This window comes from Flavobacterium sp. Arc3 (assembly GCF_041431375.1).
Classification (GTDB): Bacteria; Bacteroidota; Bacteroidia; order Flavobacteriales; family Flavobacteriaceae; genus Flavobacterium.
In genome coordinates this window covers 67159-85763 of the sequence record NZ_JASMRI010000014.1, presented here as the reverse complement: position 1 = coordinate 85763, position 18605 = coordinate 67159, and the positions used below count along the sequence as shown (strand labels likewise).

Annotated in this window: 19 protein-coding genes and 1 pseudogene; 10 read left to right on the top strand and 10 right to left on the bottom strand. The window is 33.9% G+C overall.

Annotated elements, in window-relative coordinates; genetic code table 11:
* Position 1: 1 nt before the first annotated feature.
* The 6 genes from QO200_RS11780 (at position 2) to QO200_RS11755 (ending at position 5316) form a co-directional block, all read left to right on the top strand.
* Complete coding sequence (locus QO200_RS11780) at positions 2–1015, top strand: cytochrome c (RefSeq protein WP_371540347.1); 1014 nt, start codon at positions 2–4, stop codon at positions 1013–1015.
* A 12-nt stretch (positions 1016–1027) separates the two neighbouring features.
* The gene (locus QO200_RS11775) at positions 1028–1288 is read left to right on the top strand and encodes a hypothetical protein (protein ID WP_371540345.1); all 261 of its coding nucleotides are present in this window, start codon (positions 1028–1030) and stop codon (positions 1286–1288) included.
* 1 nt (position 1289) lies between these two features.
* Positions 1290–1688 (top strand): cytochrome C, encoded by a 399-nt coding sequence (locus tag QO200_RS11770; RefSeq protein ID WP_371540343.1) that lies wholly within the window; start codon positions 1290–1292, stop codon positions 1686–1688.
* Between the two features lie 7 nt (positions 1689–1695).
* Positions 1696–2562 carry a helix-turn-helix domain-containing protein gene (locus QO200_RS11765; RefSeq protein ID WP_371540340.1) on the top strand — a complete coding sequence of 289 codons (867 nt, stop codon included), beginning with the start codon at positions 1696–1698 and terminating at the stop codon, positions 2560–2562.
* A 230-nt stretch (positions 2563–2792) separates the two neighbouring features.
* Entirely contained in the window at positions 2793–3173 is a 381-nt protein-coding gene (locus QO200_RS11760) for a hypothetical protein (RefSeq protein WP_371540337.1), read from the top strand.
* A gap of 46 nt (positions 3174–3219) precedes the next feature.
* Complete coding sequence (locus QO200_RS11755; protein ID WP_371540334.1) at positions 3220–5316, top strand: TonB-dependent receptor domain-containing protein; 2097 nt, start codon at positions 3220–3222, stop codon at positions 5314–5316.
* A 103-nt stretch (positions 5317–5419) separates the two neighbouring features.
* On the opposite strand, the gene QO200_RS11750 is transcribed toward QO200_RS11755, so the two are convergent.
* From QO200_RS11750 to QO200_RS11730, 5 genes are read right to left on the bottom strand one after another with little or no spacing between them, the layout of a single operon-like run.
* Positions 5420–5800: an isoprenylcysteine carboxylmethyltransferase family protein gene (locus QO200_RS11750; RefSeq protein WP_371540330.1), complete on the bottom strand. Its 381-nt coding sequence runs from the start codon at positions 5798–5800 to the stop codon at positions 5420–5422.
* Positions 5797–6396, bottom strand: coding sequence for a class I SAM-dependent methyltransferase (locus QO200_RS11745; protein WP_371540327.1), 600 nt, complete (start codon positions 6394–6396; stop codon positions 5797–5799). The genes QO200_RS11750 and QO200_RS11745 overlap by 4 nt, the downstream gene beginning before the upstream one ends.
* Positions 6393–6599 (bottom strand): DUF6132 family protein, encoded by a 207-nt coding sequence (locus tag QO200_RS11740; protein ID WP_091434755.1) that lies wholly within the window; start codon positions 6597–6599, stop codon positions 6393–6395. Before QO200_RS11740 ends, QO200_RS11745 begins: the two co-directional genes overlap by 4 nt.
* A gap of 1 nt (position 6600) precedes the next feature.
* The gene (locus QO200_RS11735; RefSeq protein ID WP_371540323.1) at positions 6601–6978 is read right to left on the bottom strand and encodes a rhodanese-like domain-containing protein; all 378 of its coding nucleotides are present in this window, start codon (positions 6976–6978) and stop codon (positions 6601–6603) included.
* A gap of 3 nt (positions 6979–6981) precedes the next feature.
* Positions 6982–7962 carry a DUF3365 domain-containing protein gene (locus QO200_RS11730; protein WP_371540321.1) on the bottom strand — a complete coding sequence of 327 codons (981 nt, stop codon included), beginning with the start codon at positions 7960–7962 and terminating at the stop codon, positions 6982–6984.
* Positions 7963–8214: 252 nt separating this feature from the next.
* On the opposite strand from QO200_RS11730, the pseudogene QO200_RS11725 reads away from it, so the two are divergent.
* The 3 genes and pseudogenes from QO200_RS11725 to QO200_RS11715 all read left to right on the top strand — a co-directional run bounded on the left by QO200_RS11725 (position 8215) and on the right by QO200_RS11715 (position 11286).
* Positions 8215–8839, top strand: a pseudogene (locus QO200_RS11725) (peroxiredoxin).
* Between the two features lie 89 nt (positions 8840–8928).
* Positions 8929–10332 carry a rhodanese-like domain-containing protein gene (locus QO200_RS11720; RefSeq protein ID WP_371540316.1) on the top strand — a complete coding sequence of 468 codons (1404 nt, stop codon included), beginning with the start codon at positions 8929–8931 and terminating at the stop codon, positions 10330–10332.
* Between the two features lie 384 nt (positions 10333–10716).
* A complete protein-coding gene (locus tag QO200_RS11715; protein WP_371540313.1) occupies positions 10717–11286 on the top strand; it encodes a pentapeptide repeat-containing protein in 570 nt (189 codons plus the stop codon).
* Between the two features lie 64 nt (positions 11287–11350).
* Here QO200_RS11715 and QO200_RS11710 read toward each other — a convergent pair whose 3' ends face one another.
* The 4 genes from QO200_RS11710 to QO200_RS11695 all read right to left on the bottom strand — a co-directional run bounded on the left by QO200_RS11710 (position 11351) and on the right by QO200_RS11695 (position 17597).
* Positions 11351–12778, bottom strand: coding sequence for a TolC family protein (locus QO200_RS11710; RefSeq protein ID WP_371540311.1), 1428 nt, complete (start codon positions 12776–12778; stop codon positions 11351–11353).
* Positions 12762–15935: an efflux RND transporter permease subunit gene (locus QO200_RS11705; protein ID WP_371540304.1), complete on the bottom strand. Its 3174-nt coding sequence runs from the start codon at positions 15933–15935 to the stop codon at positions 12762–12764. Before QO200_RS11705 ends, QO200_RS11710 begins: the two co-directional genes overlap by 17 nt.
* A gap of 25 nt (positions 15936–15960) precedes the next feature.
* Entirely contained in the window at positions 15961–17043 is a 1083-nt protein-coding gene (locus tag QO200_RS11700; protein WP_371540301.1) for an efflux RND transporter periplasmic adaptor subunit, read from the bottom strand.
* Positions 17044–17210: 167 nt separating this feature from the next.
* On the bottom strand, positions 17211–17597 hold the full coding sequence (locus QO200_RS11695) for a hypothetical protein (RefSeq protein WP_371540298.1): 387 nt from the start codon (positions 17595–17597) through the stop codon (positions 17211–17213).
* 437 nt (positions 17598–18034) lie between these two features.
* Between QO200_RS11695 and QO200_RS11690 the strand changes: the two genes are divergently transcribed.
* Positions 18035–18196 (top strand): DUF1328 family protein, encoded by a 162-nt coding sequence (locus QO200_RS11690; protein WP_371540295.1) that lies wholly within the window; start codon positions 18035–18037, stop codon positions 18194–18196.
* Here the strand turns inward: QO200_RS11690 and QO200_RS11685 are convergent.
* A complete protein-coding gene (locus tag QO200_RS11685; RefSeq protein ID WP_371540292.1) occupies positions 18191–18532 on the bottom strand; it encodes a CHASE3 domain-containing protein in 342 nt (113 codons plus the stop codon). The two genes, QO200_RS11690 and QO200_RS11685, sit on opposite strands and share 6 nt — an antisense overlap.
* Between the last annotated feature and the right edge of the window lie 73 nt (positions 18533–18605).

The window sequence follows — 18605 nt, the reverse complement described above, 5'->3', positions numbered from 1 at the left end:
GATGAGTATATTTCACGATCATAAAAAACTTTTTACGTTAGCTACTGCCCTATTCGGCACATTAACTCTTTTTGTAGCGGTATTTCCATCATTGTATAATGAAGAAAATAGTGCTCCTCTATATGGTAGTGTACCACTAACAGAGCAAGAAGAAGCAGGAAGACAGATTTATATAAGTAACGGCTGTGTAGGTTGCCACACGCAACAAGTACGTAATGTAGACATGGATAAAACTTGGGGAAGTCGCCCAGGAATCGCCTCAGATTATGCTTATAGCACCAGAAAAAGCATTTGGCAAAATTCAGGTACTTTAATGGGAACTGAAAGAACAGGACCTGATTTAACAAATATTGGAGACAGACAACCCAGCCAAGATTGGCATCTAGTCCATTTATACAATCCCAGAACGGTAATGCCTCAATCAATAATGGCGCCTTATCCTTGGTTATTTGAAATTAAAGATAAAGTAGAAAAAGGTGACGTAAAAGTTAATGTTCCTCAAGAGTTCCTGCACGGTCAAAAAGGAGTTGTCGTGGCTACACAAGACGCTTTAAATCTAGTGGCTTATTTAAAAAGTTTAAGACAAGTTAAATTACCTGACGGAACTCCAGACCCTGCCTTTTTATACAAAATAGAAAAAGCAGAAGCTACTGCTGCAGCTACTGGAGCTCCAGTAGAACTTAATGGAGGCGACTTATATGGTGCAAATTGTATGGCGTGTCACCAACAAAATGGAGAAGGACTTCCGGGTGCTTTTCCTCCTTTGAAAGGTAGCAAAATTGTATTGGATGACAATTCAGAAATAATGGTTGGAATTATCATGAACGGTTACAACGCCAGAGAAGAATACGGTGAAATGCCAGCCGTAGGAACTAACGCGAACCTATCTGCAGAAGAAATAGCCGCAATCATGAACCATGAGAAAACGAGTTGGGGAAATACTGCCAAAAAAGTAACACCAGAACAAGTTAAGAAATTAATGGATCTCGCCAAGTTAAGTCCACCTCAACAATAAAAAATAAGGAATATGAAAAAGTCAATATACACAGTACTACTTGCCGCATTTTCGGTGGCAACATACGCCTGTCCCATGTGCGAGAAACAACAGCCTAAAATTTTGAGAGGAATTGCGCATGGAGCTGGTCCTGAAAGTAATTTAGATTATGCAATTGTTTGGGGCATGGTTGCATTTGTTGTAATAACGCTGTTTTATGCGGTGAAATACCTGATAAGACCAAAAGAAAACAATGATGATCATATAAAAAGAACCATTATAAACTTTGAATAATATGGACCATAAAAGTAAAGTGATTATATTTGTTGATGATGATCTTCAACCAATAGGAGAATTTGATACACCTGTGAATTTTGAATTGGATACTCGTAAATTGAAAGATGGATTTCACCAATTAAAAATAGTTAGTAAAGACCCCGCAGGAAAAGAAGGCGTACGAGTTATTCCCTTTAAAGTTAGGAATGGTCCTGCTATTGCTGTCGAAGGATTAAAAGACAATGACGAGGTTGATGGCGTTTTACCATTAATGATTAATGCGTATGGAAAAGGAAATCAAAAACATTTTTTGATTGATGGTAGTGAAACGCCTAAAAGTGTTCCTTCCTGGTTAATCTCTGGTATCATTGCTTTTGTCGCTTGGGCAATCTATTTTACAATAACTTCTTTAGGGTAAAAATAATATGTGCGAAATAAAAAACATCAGTTGTAATGAAGTTGCTCAAAATGAGTCGAGATTTGCTATTTATACTACTGCTGATTTTTTAAAATTCATGCAAAAACTAAATGTTCCACATCGGCATAATTATTATATGATTTTGCTAAATGAAAAAAATCAGGGTTCACAATTAATCGATTTCGTCGAATGTCACATTGCGCCCTTATCAATAACATGTTTGCATACGGGTCAAATTCATCAATGGCTAGACTATAGCAAAATTGAAGGCTTTGTTTTGGTATTCGAAAGTGATTTTTTTGCCTTGAGGTATCAAAATTATCAACTGAGTGAATTTTCATTCTTAACGTATCGCCACAAGCAACCTTATATAAAAGTTTCAGAAGAAAATTTTAATCATATTAAGTCCATTGCACTTTGGATGCTAAAAGAGTTTAATGGAAAACAGAACAATTTAGAAAAATGCTTACGTTCTTTACTCAATATCATGTTGATAGATCTTAATCGATTATTTGAACCTAATACCAAAAATGCAGAGTTTAGTCAATCACTACAGCTTATCCACCACTTCGAAGAGTTAATTGACAAATATTACAAAGAGAAGCATTTTGTAAAAGACTATGCTTCGCTTATGCATGTTCGGCCTAATTATCTCAATGCTGTTTGCAACGAGGTAACCAACAGTTCTGCCGGTGATTTAATACGAAATCGCATTCTTATTGAAGCCAAACGATTGCTCATTCACGAAAAAAAGACAGCATCTGAAATAGCATACGAATTAGGTTTTGTAGACAACTCTTATTTTGGACGCTTTTTTAAAAAATATGAAAATTATACACCAGACGGTTTTAAGAAAAAATATCTAAAAAATTAGTCTCTTACTTCGTAGAAAAAACGAAATTATAGAACCACAATGTAACATATGTCACAGTACAACTGCTCCTTAATAAATACCTTTGTAGTATATTAAATATTTGGATTTTGTTAGCAAAACAGCGTATTGTTTCAATAAAAAAAGATCCAATTTTAAAAATAACTACTCTTTTCATACTGCTCTTATTAGGGAGCAAAACAAACTTGAAAATCGCATAACGTTCAACAGGAATGAATAAATCAATTCAAAATAGTTTTATCTTTTTAATCATAATTAGCATTGTATGTTTTAATTTGAAAACGACTATTTTACAATTTGAATATTCTTTTTTTAATGAAAGTTTTACGGAGCAGTTTTGCCAAAACAAAGCAAAACCGGAATTAAAATGCAACGGTAAGTGTCATTTGAAAAAGATAAATAAAGAACAGGACAATCAGGATTCTTCAAAAAAATCATTTGCAGATCGTGACGTTTTATTTTTTAACGACTTCGTTCAACACCCAATTTCCTATCTAATTCCTTCACAAAAGAAAAAGATCTATTCTAAAAAAGACTTCTTTCAGGTTAAAATAAATTACCCTTCAGAACATCCTCCTCAAAATTTGGTTTAACATCGCAACAGCTTAATAGCTAGAATGTTTAATCAAAATTATCAAAATGAAAAAAATTATTTGTGCCTTAACTATATTAGGCACGCTAAACGGTTATGCTCAAGAAGCAACAAAAAAAATAGACACGACCAAAGTGACCCTTTTAAATGAAGTACTTGTTACGGGTTCGTCCATAAAAAACCCTGCCCAGGTTATTGTTAAACAGGATTTCTCTGAAAAAGTAGTACAGCCTAAAAATTCTGGTGAATTATTTGAAGATATCAATGGTTTTCATCTCATCAAAAGAGGAAATTATGCTGTTGACCCCGCTTTTAGAGCTTCTCAATACGAACAGTTAAATGTTCAAATAGATGGTGGAACTAAAGCGTTTCATGCCTGTCCCAACCGAATGGATCCTGTAACTACATTGGTTAATCCAGAAGAAATTACTAAAATCGAAATCATAAAAGGCCCATTTTCGGTTCGTTATGGAAACACTTTTGCAGGACTTATTAATTTAGTTTCAAAATCTCCAGCTAACAACACTAAGCTCCTTAGCGGGAGTCTTTCTTCTGGTTATGAAAGCAATGGAAACTCTATGGTTAACATGTTTACTTTAGACAGTAAAATTAAAAAGTTTGACTTTTCTGGAAACTTCAGTTATCGCGATTATGGAAACTATAAAGATGGAAATCAAAACGAAATTCCGTCCTCGTTTAGAAGTATTAGTTATGGATTAAAAACGGGTTACCAAATTTCAGATAACCAACGTTTGCAAGCTACTTTACGTCAAAATTTTGGTCGTGATGTGCTTCACGCAGGTTTGCCTATGGATACGGATGAAGATAATAGTACCATGGCTAATTTAGATTACAAATTAGAGACAAACAACACCTATTTTAAAGGATTAACTTCTAAGGTTTACTACTCGTATGTAGATCATATTATGACCAATTCACGAAGAGCTTCTTTTGCAAATTCAGAAGCCGTGTCAAAAGTAAATGCTTTAACTTATGGTGGGAAAATTGAAACAGAATGGAGTTTAGGCTCCAAAGTCAATTTGTTTACTGGAATCGATATGGTCAATTTATCTAGAGAAGGTGGCAGAGATCGTTTAGTCAAAGTTAATATGATGGGAAATACGCTTACAACACCTTTAGCTTATTATGATAAAGTTTGGCAAGACAGTTACTCCAATGATTTTGGCTATTTTGCAGAAACTAAAATTAAAGCTTCAGAGAAATCATGGTTAACTATTGGTTCCCGTTTGGACTTTATTACTTCTGATGCGAATGATTTAGATCCCACTTATGCTGCTTTGTATCCTAATTTAGAAAAAAGAAATGAAACATTGTATAGTGGCACGGTTTCGTATCAATACCTTTTCAATCCCAATTATAAAATAGAAGCTTCTTTTGGTCGAGGAACTAGAGCAGCTAATATTGAAGAACGATTTATCGCCTTCTTTAACATTGGAAGAGATGCTTATGAATATGTCGGAAATCCAAATTTAAAACCGGAAGTAAACAATCAATTTGAATTAAGTTTTGATGGAAAAACAAACTTAAAAGGCTTCTTTAATTCAGTTCAATATGGAACTTCAGTATTTTATTCTATTTATGAAAACTATATTCTAGGCGTTGTAGATGCCTCTTTAACTCGAAAATACAACTCGACTTCACCACCAATTCACCCAAAAGTTTTTAGAAATATTGACAAAGCATTAAAAACTGGTTTTGAAGCTTACGGAAACATTACATTCCATGAGAATTTTAATTTTGGAACAGAGGTTTCGTACACCTATACAGAAAACAAAGATTTTAATGAAAGTTTACCTCTAACTCCGCCATTAGTAACGCGATTAAAATTGAGTTATGAATACAAGAAGTTCTGGGCCAAAGCATTGTACACTTTGACAGCAAAACAAAACAAAATTTCAACTAGCTATGATGAAATTGCTACCGCAGGATATGAAGTGATGGATTTAAACATTGGTTACAAACCTATAAAATCAGTATCCATTGGAATGGGGCTTTTAAATGTGTTTGATCAATATTACAACAACCATTTAACCTTTGCTTTCAACAATGTAGCCGGTTTTGGAAGAGTTCCTATTACGGAACCTGGTCGAAACTTTACGCTATTTGTAAACTATAAATTTTAAAACTCAAAAAAGCCTCAAGTTATTCTTGAGGCTTTTTGATTTTAGGGAAAAATCGGTTTACTTTTTTCTTATACTCCTTGTAATCAGAAAATTTTTTAAGTAATTATTGTTCTTCATAATTTGTTTTAAAGTAAAATAAAAGCAATAAAATTAGAGCAATAACTAATTTTAAAAATGAAACTTTATAAAAGGCATATCCAAACGTAAACAAGATGAGTCCTGTATAAATAGGATGTCGACTGAGTTTGTACATTCCAAAAGTGATTAACTCAGAATCTGTTTTGGGTGTTGGAAAAACAGTTAGATTTTTGTTGAGTTGCAAAACCGAAAGTGCTGAAATAAGAAAACCTATGATGGCCACCACTAATCCAATATATTTTACTGGTTGGGGAAGTTCAAAATGTGGTAAAAAATCAAAAGCATACAATCCAAATAATAGGAATTGTATGCTTACAAATAAATAATCTTTCCACGATTTTATCATTTTTTCTTACCTATAAATCGAATAACGGATCCCTTCCCTTGGTGAAAAGGGCCTTCACTTAATTCGATAATTTCTGTTTTTAAGAAATCAAATGCTATGTTTTTAAATTCCTCTTTTACCTCCTCTTCCGAAAACAACATTTCAAGATCCCTTGGTCCGCCAGAAGGATATTCTAATTGTTCCTTACTAAATGCCTCAAAAATCACAACCCCATTCGGTTTTAGTAATCGTTCAATTTGATGGTGAATTGTTGCTCTAATAGCCTTTGGAAAATGAGAATAAATAAAGACAACTCCATCAAAAGAAGCTGGTTCAAAATCTAATTCTTCTAGTATTCCAACGCGATAATCAATTTTCACACCGTTATCATTAGCTAACTTATCCGCCTTCTTTTTACCTTCGATACTTGTATCAAAAGCAAGAACTTCAAATCCGTTTTTTGCTGCAAAAACGGCATTTCGACCTTCTCCTTCGGCAGGAAATAATATTTTTCCGTTTTCAGGCAATTTAGAAATCGATTCTACAAAAAATTGATTGGGCTGAATTCCGTAAGCATACTCGTTTTCAGCATATCGTTCATTCCAAAAATTACTCATAATGTATCTTTCTTTTTTGGTGAAGTTACAAACATATTAAATAACAAACCACCCATTAAACCACCATATAAAGTACTATTTATCGGCTTTGAGGTAATGGCACAGGTACCTGATGCACAGCCTACAAAATGATAATAGGCGTAGCCCGCAATTAAGCCCACTACTACTCCAACTCCCGTAAAAATATATTGTTTTTTCGTCATTTTATTTGCATTTTGATTCACCTCCACAACACGATTTTTCTTCAATCGTGGTTTCACCTTTAATTGGATATCCTTTCTGAACCCATTTTGAAAGTCCTTTTTTCATGTTCAACAAATTGTCAAAACCATAATCACGCAACAAATGTACCACCTGCAAACTTCGCTCTCCATTTAAAGACGCCACAATTACTTTCTCGGATTCTGGGATTTCGTTCATTCTTAAAGCCAATTCACTCATTGGAATGTGCAATACACGCGGAACATCAAATGAGAACTGATTAAATTCCTTTTCTTCACGAACATCGAGCAATAGATAATTGCATTTTATTAATTCTAATGTGCTTGTTGGGCAAACCTCTTTTATTCTTAACTCTTCCATAACTTATTTTTTATCGAATACAATACTCCACATTCCTCTTACTTCATTCTCACTATAACCCGTTGCCAAATCATGTGGATACAATCCTTTTATTTTCATTTGTACCTCTGGTTTTATATTTTCAGACGTACCATGACATTGCAAACACATGGCATTAGTTGGTATTGGGTAGTAAAAATGTACTTTATCGCCTTTCTCTACTATAACTGGTTTAGGCTCTTTATTAGCCGCTAAATCTTTCTTGAATTGCGCGATATAAATCAATTCTTCGGCATTTGCTTTATTATTTGGATTTCTATTTTTATCAGAAACACGTTTGATTGTTGCATTGTATTTAACGGACATACTGTCTGTTAATGGAATGGCCTGAATATTACAAAAAGCCATTGCTTCAATCGTTCCTTTCTTTTGGATGGTTCCCATTAGATTTTTACCTAAAACCTTTTGGGTTCCCAATGCGTATTCTAAACCTATATCTGCATAAGTTTTTTCTTTTGCAACAGCAACAAACTCTTTACCTGATTGTTCCCAATCCTTATTTCCGTGACCTTGCCAATGCTCCTTGAACCATGCTGGCGCTTCCACTTTATAATCATACATAAATGCGGCAATTTTTACGGTAGCGCTATCAGGGACAACTTGTTTTGGCATTACGCCAAATTTTCTGACCGCTCCATATAGTAACGCATTATCATCTGTAGGATTTGCTACAAATTCAGAAACTGCTTTTATAAACTCGGCTTTGTTGTATCCTTCCTTATCAATATATCGTGCTTTAATAGCAACAAATGGCGGCGCGACCCTACCTTCTACCTCATCTGCAGTGGGACTATGACAGGTATAACAATGTTTTTCCATTAAATCTTTGGCTTGCTGCGGTTGGTAAGCAAAACTTGGTGTTTTATCAATATCTTGATACGAATGCTTCTTTTTATTACAAGAAAAAAGTAGCACTACCGAAAAAAGTATAACGATTTTTTTCATGATGCGTTTTTAAGTTTTTGTAAAACTATTTATTAATAGCCAAAAGAAGTGTAACATTTATCACAAGAGGCTTTTTATATTAATAGCTTACATTAAGATATTTATAGCTAAAAACTATTAATTATAAAATTACGATGAATTTAATTAATACGACATAACTCTTGTCACATAAAATTTATTGAATCTATACTAACTTCGAGCTATAAAATAATCATCTAAACATATAAAACAATGGACGAACAAATAATTTGAATGCCAAGAATTGGTGATATGGCTCCAGATTTTGAAGCGGTAACCACTACAGGAAAAATAAAATTTTCAGAATATAATAAAGGAAGTTGGGTTATGTTTTTTTTCACATCCAGCTGATTTTACTCCAGTTTGTACTACAGAAATGAGTGGGTTTGCTTTAGAAAAAGATTTCTTTGCAAAACACAATACAAAATTAATGGGTCTAAGTATTGACAGCATTCATTCTCACATTGCTTGGGTAAATGCCGTAAATGAAAAAACAGGTGTTTTATTTGAATTTCCAATAGTTGCAGATATTAGTATGAAGGTTTCAAAAGAATACGGAATGCTTCAACCAGGAGAAAGTGAAACAGCTGCAGTAAGAGCCGTTTTCATAATGGATCCTAAAGGAAAAGTACGTTTAATCATGTATTACCCTTTAAATGTAGGTAGAAATAGGGCAGAGACTAAACGTTCTCTACTCGCTCTACAAACATCAGACGAGTATAGTGTAGCTATGCCTCTTGACTGGCAACCTGGTGAAAAAGTGATTGTTTCTGCTCCAAAAACAGTAGAAGAATTAGCCGAAAGAAAAAAGAGTAATTTAGAAATGGTGGATTGGTACTTAGCCAAAAAATCTATTTAAATCTCCTATTTTAAAAAACTTAAAAACCATTCTTTAATAGGGTGGTTTTTTTGTAAATTACACTCAATTAATAACTTAAAAATAAAAAAATGTATTTTAAACACATATACGACAAGAGTTTATCTCAAGGAAGTTACTTCATTGGATGTCAAAAATCAGGCGTAGCAGCAGTTATTGATGCAAAAAGAGATGTAGATACTTATATAGAAATAGCAAAAGAAAATAACATGCAAATAACGCATGTACTGGAAACTCACATACACGCTGATTTTCTTGCAGGTTCCAGAGAGTTAGCAAAAGTAACAGGCGCTGAACTATTTCTTTCTGCAGAAGGAGGTGAAGACTGGCAATATGAGTTTCCCCATAATGGTTTAAAACAGGGTGATATACTAAAATTAGGTAATTTAACATTAGAAGTTATACATACTCCAGGACACACTCCTGAAAGCATCAGTTTCCTACTTACAGACATTCCAGCAACAACAAAGCCAGTAATGCTGTTTACAGGTGACTTTGTCTTTGTTGGTGATGTTGGTCGCCCAGATCTATTAGAAAAAGCCGCTAATATAGTGGGTACTGCTAATGCTGGTGCCTTACAAATGTATAAGTCCATTCAGTTATTTTCAGAGCTAGGGGATTATATCCAAGTTTGGCCAGGCCACGGCGCTGGTTCCGCTTGCGGTAAAGCATTAGGTTCTGTGCCAAGCACTACTGTGGGTTACGAAAAAATAAGAAACTGGGCGCTACAATATGCTAATGATAGGGATGGATTTGTAAAATATTTATTAGAAGACCAACCCGAGCCTCCTAAGTATTTTGCCATGATGAAAAAGTTGAACAAAGTTGACAGACCGCTATTAACTGAAGTTCCAACACAAAAATTACTAGCTGCATCAGCATTGAAAACAGCTATCGAAAAAGGAGTAAAAGTAATTGACGCTAGAAATAAACTCGCCTTTGCAGCAGGATTTATTCCTCAAACTTTAAATATTCAAGGAAATAACTCATTTGCAACCTGGGCAGGTTGGTTCGTAGATTATGATGAAAAATTTATTTTAGTAGTTGAAAATGAAAGCCAAGTAGATGATCTTACTCGTAAACTAATGAGAATTGGTTTAGACAATGTTATGGGGTATGTCGTAGGAACAAAATCATGGACTGATTATGGTGGAAAATTAGAAACAGCAAAAAATATTGACCTTCACAAATTTAAAGAAGTTATGGACGATAGCGTTATAATTGATGTGAGAGGTGCTTCAGAATTTAATACTGCACACATAAAAGAAGCGCAAAATGTATTTGTAGGAACTATTTATGACCATCTAAATTTAATTCCTAAAGATAAACAAGTAGTCATTCATTGTCAAGGTGGAGACCGATCTGCAATTGCATATTCTATTTTAGCAAAAGAAGGATATACAAAAATAGCAAACTATTCTGCTGGAATGAACGAATGGGTAAAAGACAATCCTACAATATCACACGAAAAATAGTGAAACTAATTAGATGAAATTTGAGCTGTGACTTACTTTTAATTCTAATTAAACTTCTCTGAATAATTCCAAGAATCCGTCTCCATACCATTTTTGAGGCGGTTTTTTTATCCATCTAAATTATTCCTTTTCCACTATAGCTCTTAAAAAATATTTACATTTGGTTAACTAATCATTTACATAATTCGTGAGAGTATTTTTTTTATAATTCAATATTGATTTTATCAGTATCATCCCCCCTTACGCAAAACAACTCCAATCCTTCCAAACTAAATTAGAGAATTAGCAATGGATATAGTAAGTTTGCAGGCATTAGATTAAAAATGTAGTTAATCCACAAAAAGATAATTTTATTTCCATTTTATTTCCTTTATACCTTAAAAAATGTCTGAATACAGCCTTGACTTACAATACAAAGACATCACTTATGGTGAAGAACAAGTCAATTTCAAGGAATTTGAATCTTGCACATTTACCAATTGTGATTTCTCCCAATGTAATTTTATTGCTGTCACTTTTATCGACTGTCACTTTAATTCTTGCAATTTCAATAGTTCAAAGATAAATCATGTTGCCTTTAGAACGGTCTTTTTTAATACATGTAAAATGACCGATGTAAACTTTGCAATGTGTGATAAATTCATTTTTGAAGTTCATTTTAAGGATTGTATTTTGGATTTCTCCAAATTTTACACCTTAAAAATGAAAGGGACAACATTCACAAATACTAGCCTTGTTGCAGTTGACTTTATGAGTACTAACTTAACCGAAGTCCTATTTAGCAACTGTGATTTATACCGTTCTGAATTTGATAAAGCAATTGCCGACAAAGCCGACTTTAGAACAAGCTACAACTATTCAATCGATCCCACCAAGACAAAACTTAAAAAAGCTCAATTTTCTATTGAAGGCTTAAAAGGCTTATTAACCAAGTACGATATTATCGTTGAATAAGGTTTTTTGGCAAAAAAAAGAGCCGGAAAAAATTCCCGACTCTGATTCTAAATTAAATTATTGGTTATCTCCAACCGCCTCCAAGATCTTTATATACATTAACAACGGCATTCAATTGGTCTTTTTTAGTTTCTATTAATTCCAATTTTGTTTCTAATGCATCACGTTGTGTCAGTAAAACTTCTAAATAATCTACTCTAGCCGACTTAAACAAGTCATTTGAAACATCAATAGATTTGTCTAAAGCAGCCACTTGTTTAGATTTTAGATCATAACTTTTTTCTAGGTTATCAATTTTCGAAAGTTGGTTTGACACTTCTAAATAAGCATTCAAAATAACACGCTCATAGTTATACATCGCCTGAATCTGTCTGGCATTAGCACTACTAAACTCGGCTTTTAAAGCATTTCTATTAATTAATGGAGCTGCTAATTCACCCGCCAAAGAGTACAATAATGAAGCAGGTGATTTAAACAAGAAAGAGGTTTTGAAGGCATTATACCCTACTCCTGCTGAAATCCCAAAAGAAGGAAAAAACTCTGCTCTCGCAACTTTTACATCTAATTTGGCTGCAGCCAACTCTAATTCGGCCTGTTTAATGTCTGGACGATTCGTTAGCAACTGTGAAGGAATCCCTGCTTGAATAGATTCAGGAACGACACTTAAAATAGCGGTTCTGTCTCTTGGAATTTCCTGAGGAAAACGACCCAGGAGAAAATTGATTTTATTCTCTGTCTCCTTGATATTTTGATTAATATCAAACTCCATACTTTGCGACTTCAGTACCTCTGCTTGAAATTTCTGTACTGCTAATTCAGTTCCTCTTGCCGCTTCTTTTTGCAATTTCACAATCTCTAACGCATTCTTTTGAAGCGCAATATTTTGTTTTACAATTAGTAGTTGGTTATCCAAGGCCTGTAATTCATAGTACGAAATAGCCACTTCAGCAACAAGGTTAGTCAGTACAAAGTTTTTACCTTCTACCGTTGCTAAATAGCGCGTAACTGCAGCTTTTTTTGCAGTATGCAGTTTATGCCAGATATCTACTTCCCAATTGGCGTAAGCTCCAATAGTAAAATCCGTCAGTGGATCTGGAAATTCTTTTCCTGGTGCAATTTCGGTAGAAGCATCTCCAGCACCTTGACTCGTGTAACGACCCACTTTTTCTACTCCAGCACCTGCTTTAAGACCTACTGTTGGTAATAAAAATCCTTTTCTAATTCGTGCTTCATTTTTAGCTATTTCAATTTCCTGCAACGTAATCTGCAACTCTTGATTATTTTGAAGAGCTGTATCTATCAAGCTTTGTAGGTTCTTATTAGTAAAGAAATTTCGCCACTGCATACTTGCAATAGTAGTGGTATCCGTACTAGTAACAAATGCATTTGGAACAGCTACTTTAGAAGCGCTTTCTACAACTGATGGCGCCTTACAGCCCACTATCGTAATACAGATAGCTATTGCAATACTATTTTTATTTATGAACTTCATTGTTATCAATTTCTTCAGTTAATGGATTTTCTTCTTCATTTTTAACCAACTTGTATTTTTCGGCTATTCGACCAAAGATGTAATACAATCCCGGAATTACAAATACTCCGCAAATAGTACCAATAAGCATCCCTCCTGCTGCGGCCGTTCCAATAGTTCTATTTCCAATTTTACCTGGTCCACTAGCAAACACTAATGGTAGTAAACCTGCGATAAAAGCAAATGAAGTCATCAAAATAGGGCGGAACCTTGCTTTTGCGCCTTCCATTGCAGCCTCTAACACTGATTTCCCTGCGGCATGTCGCTGAATGGCAAATTCCACAATCAAAACGGCATTTTTACCCAGCAACCCGATCAACATTACCATCGCTACTTGAGCATAGATATTGTTTTCAAGTCCAGTTAATTTTAATAAAAGAAAGGCTCCAAATATACCCGCTGGTAAGGATAGAATTACAGATAAAGGCAGAATAAAACTTTCATATTGTGCCGCTAAAACCAAGTATACAAATCCTAAACAGATAAGGAATACCCAAATGGCCTGATTTCCTTGTGAAACCTCATCGGCAGAAATACCGGCCCAATCAATATCATATCCTCTTGGTAATTTTGCAGCCGCAACTTCTTGAATCACTTTAATCGCAGTACCACTACTATATCCTGCAGCAGCAGAACCACTAATCTCTGTAGAAGTGTACATATTATGTCTTGTAATCTCCGATAATCCATATACTTTTTCTAACTTCATAAAAGCAGAATAAGGCACCATTTCATCTCGGTTATTTTTCACGTAGAGTTTCAAAATATCCTCTGGCAATGCGCGGTATTCAGGAGACGCTTGAACGATTACTTTGTAATTAATTCCATATTTAATAAAACTAATCTCGTAATTACTTCCCACTAAAGTAGATAAGGTATTCATTGCATTCTCAATGGATATTCCTTTTTGTTGTGCTAAGTCATTATCTACTTTCATCATATACTGAGGAAAACTAGCGCTATAGAAACTGAAAACATTAGATAATTCTTTGCGTTTGTTGAGCTCTTTGACAAAATCATTATTAATAGCCTCCATTTTTTTGTAATCACCTGAACCCGTTTTATCTAATAAACGAAGCTCAAATCCTCCGGCAGCTCCATATCCTGGTACGGCAGGCGGTTGGAAAAACTCGATGTTTGCTCCTGGAATGTCTTTAGATTTTTCTTCTAATTCTGCCATAATCTCCACAACAGAATGCTTTCTATCGTCCCAGTCCTTAAGATTAATCAAACAAGTTCCTGCATTAGATCCAGTACCTTCAGTCAGAATTTCATACCCTGCTAAGGAAGAAACCGATTTTACTCCTTCAACACCTTCTGCAATTTTTTGCAGTTTTACTGAAATATCATTGGTTCGTTCCAATGAAGATCCCGGAGGTGTTTGAATAATGGCGTAAAACATCCCCTGATCCTCATTTGGAATGAACCCAGAAGGAACCGTACTACTAATAAACCAAGTTCCTGCACAAAATCCCAAAAGCGCAATAAAAGTAATCGCTCTTCTGTTTATAATTTTCCCAAGTAAATTTTGGTATTTACCTTGAGTAAGGTTAAACAGGTTATTAAAACCATCGATAAAGCTATTTATAGGCGTTTTCTTTTTAGGCTTACCATGATTGTTTTTTAACATCATCGCACAAAGTGCAGGTGTCAATGTCAAGGCTACGATTCCCGAAAGAATAATTGCTGTCGCCATCGTAATAGAAAATTGTCTATAAAACACACCTACGGGACCAGACATAAATGCAACTGGAATAAATACTGCTGCCATCAAGAAAGTAATAGCCACAATAGCTCCAGCGATCTCATGCATTGCTTTTTTAGTCGCTTTTAATGGGCCCAGATGTTCTTCTTCCATCTTAGCGTGAACGGCTTCAATAACCACAATGGCATCATCGACGACGACTCCAATAGCTAAGACCAAAGCAAACAACGTAATTAAATTAAGTGAAATATCGAATAATTGCATGAACATAAAAGTTCCCACCAGCGATACTGGCACCGCAATTGCCGGAATTATTGTAGAACGCCAATCCCCCAAGAATAGAAACACTACTAATCCTACTAAAATGAAAGCTTCGATTAAGGTATGAATTACTTTATCGATCGAGGCATCTAAGAATTTAGAAACATCATACGAAATTTCATAATCCATTCCTTTTGGAAATTTTTTCTTGATGGTTTCTAATTTGGCTTTTACATCTTCGATAACCTGATTTGCATTACTACCAAAGGATTGTTTTAATACAATTGCTGCAGATGGTTTTCCATTTAGATTCGAATAAATATCATACATCGAACTTCCAAATTCAATATTTGCAACATCTTTCAATCTTAATATTTCGCCATTAGCATTAGATCGTAATATTATATTTCCATATTGTTTTTCGTCTGTAAACCGACCTGAATATTTTAATACATATTCAAATGCTTGCGAACGTTTCCCTGAGGCTTCTCCTGTTTTACCTGGTGAAGCTTCTAAACTTTGACTAGACAAAGCTTCCATTACCTCATCGGCAGAAATTTTATAAGCCAGCATACGATCGGGTTTCAACCAAATACGCATCGCATATTCACGAGTTCCTAAAATATCTCCAGATCCAACACCATTTACCCTCTTTAATTCAGATAAAACATTGATATCAGCATAATTGTACAAAAACTTTTGATCAGTCCCTTTGTCTGTACTAAAAAGGTTTACATACATCAACATACTTGGAACCTCACGAGTAATTTTCACACCTTCTCTTACCACTAATGGAGGTAGTTTATTAACCACCGAGGCCACACGGTTTTGAACGTTAATAGCCGCTTGGTTAGGATCAGTACCTAAATTGAATACGACTTGAATACTTGCTTCACCATCATTTCCAGCATCAGAAGTCATGTATTTCATTCCAGGAACACCATTTAACGCTCTTTCTAAAGGAATAACAACTGATTTGATCATCAATTCTCCATTAGAACCTGGATAATCTGCTGTAACATTCACCATTGGTGGCGAAATAGAAGGGAATTGGGTAATAGGTAAATTCATCACCGATAACACCCCTAAAAAGACAATTATTAGCGATATTACTATCGACAAAACGGGTCTTTGAATAAATTTATTAAACATTTGTGTAGTTTTTTATATGATTAACTTATTCCGCTTTTAATCTCAAATGTGTAATCACATCATTAGCATTGATTACTTTATATTGAATTTTATCATTCTCTTTTACTTTTTGAACACCTTCTAATAAAACCTTATCATTAGCAGTTATACCACTTTCTATTACGTATAAATCTGGTATTTCTCCTTTAATTTTAATTTCCTGAGAGTGCACCACACTATTTTTATCTACTACAAAAACATATTTTTTGTCTTGTATTTCATAAGTCGCTTTTTGTGGAATTACTACGGCATTTTTTAGCGGAACAGTCATTAAAACTTTACCTGTTTCTCCATTTTTAAGTAATTTATCTGGATTAGGGAATCTGGATCTAAAAGCAATGTTTCCTGTTTCACTATCAAATTCACTTTCTACAACCTCTACATTACCTTTGTATTTTAAAGGAACACCATTAGCTAATAGTAGACCTACTTTGTTATCAGCGCGGTTTTTAATATCCGTTTGATAGTCTAAATATTCAGGTTCAGACACATTAAAATAAGCAAACATTTGACTGTTATCTGAAAGGCTAGTTAATAAATCCCCTTCGTCAATAAGACTTCCTAATTTTTTAGGAATCCTATCAATAGTTCCTGAAAATGGCGCTCTAATCTCAGTAGCAGAAAGGTGGAATTTTGCCATTGCCATTTCGGCTCTTGCTTGTTCTAACCTTGCTTGAGCAACTGCATATTCGTTTTTAGAGACTACATTTTTATCAGAAAGTGATTTTGTATTTTGCAATTCAATTTCGGCTGCCTTTACTTCGGCTTTGGATTTTTGATATTCTGCATCATACATCGTAGGCATAATTTTGAATAACAATTGACCTTCTTTAACAAACTGACCTTCGTCAACATAAATTTTTTGTAGAAACCCTTTTTCTAGCGCTCTGATTTCGATGTTTTTAACCGAACGAATTTGGGAAACATATTCTTTTGTAAAGGAAGTATCAATTCTGATAGGATTAGTAACAGTATATGTTTCTGCTACTTCTTTTTCTTCTTTTTTGGAGTTACAACTCGCTAAACTTACTAGGGCTATTAGCCCAGATAAAATGGCAATTCTCTTCATGGTAGTTAATGAATTGAGTAATTGAATGTTTTGATTAAGATTTTTTGATGGTAAAATTGGACATCAGTAGACAGGACGCATTTAAGAAACGTCTATTGGAAAAAACGAAATGTTTTTCTCTTTTAGATAGTAGAAATCATGCCTTTATTAACTGATGAAGTCAATAATCAAATTCTTAAAACTCTTTGAATAATGTAGATTGGTTGTGAATAGCCAAAATAAGTTTGGAAGTTTTTAATGGCTATAAAGTCCTCTTTTAAAATAACAAAATGGGACAAGGTTAAATACCACTTTTTAGTTGTAGTATTTTTTAAAGGAATAAATCGATTTTGTGAATGATCTGTATCGAAGCTTTCTTCGCCTAAGTCTAAATCAGAAGCTTCTATAATTTGACTATTCGAATGAGAATTATCTATAAATTCTTGTTGACTTGTAGCTACATTTTTAGAAAAAGAGTATTCAGTGCAGCAAGAATCTGTACGTTTAACCGCGGAATGTTCTCCTCCATAAAGGAAGACCGTACTAAAGAATATAAAAAATATAATTACTCTCATTTCGGGACCAAATGTAGTCAAAGATTAAAAATGAAAATTAATTTTATGATTTTGTTAAGTAAAAATCAACGCAAACGTTTTCCTTTATAATAGTAGCAGCGACTTAATAATCATAAGAAGTTAATTAATAATAAATTAGCCCAAACAAAAGATATTTATTATAAAAATTCTGACGAAATATTTTCTCCTCATTACTAGATGTTTTGTCCATTTAAGAAACAAACATCCGGTGCAATGGTCTTTTTACTGCAAAACGCCAATATAATAATGATGCAATCTTTCTAAGAAAATCAATATATCCATTGTCTTTATCATAGTATGATACGATTGAGTTAATATTTATACTTTTAGAGTTAAATAGTGAGATAAATATTTAAGATTTTTGTAAAACAATATAATTTAAACAAATCTTATTTATTAACTAAAACCTCAATGTTATGTTACGATGGACAGTCATTTTTATAATTCTTGCAATAGTTGCTGGAGTTTTTGGGTTTGGAGGTATTGCAGCAGGAGCAGCAAGTATAGCCAAAGTATTATTTTTTATATTTATAATTCTTTTTATTCTTTCCTTAATTGGTGGTAGAAGAAAATCATAATATGTTTTCTATAGTCTCTAAATCGCTTCTTTCTAGTTCAGATTGAAGCTCAGAACGTTTCTCAAAATCTTTTAAACTATTTTGCTGAATAGGATTATCAATAGTAAGTTGTTCCACTTTTTTAAAATACGCGTTTGTATTCTCTTCAGCTTCATCAAAATGACTTAGAAAATTCTCGCTTCCGGTTACCAGAAAACCTCTCATACTAGTCTTTGCTTCCACGGCTTGTGCAGCGCCATCATTCAAATTATAAATCACTTCCTGAGTGTGATTAACTAATGAATTACTCTCTGATAAACTTCTTATACTTATAAAAGAGGCTATTGAACTCACCATTAGTATCAAGATAGATATTGACGAACTAATGTATAATTTCTTTTAAAGTTTTTTTCCATGTAAATTATATAAA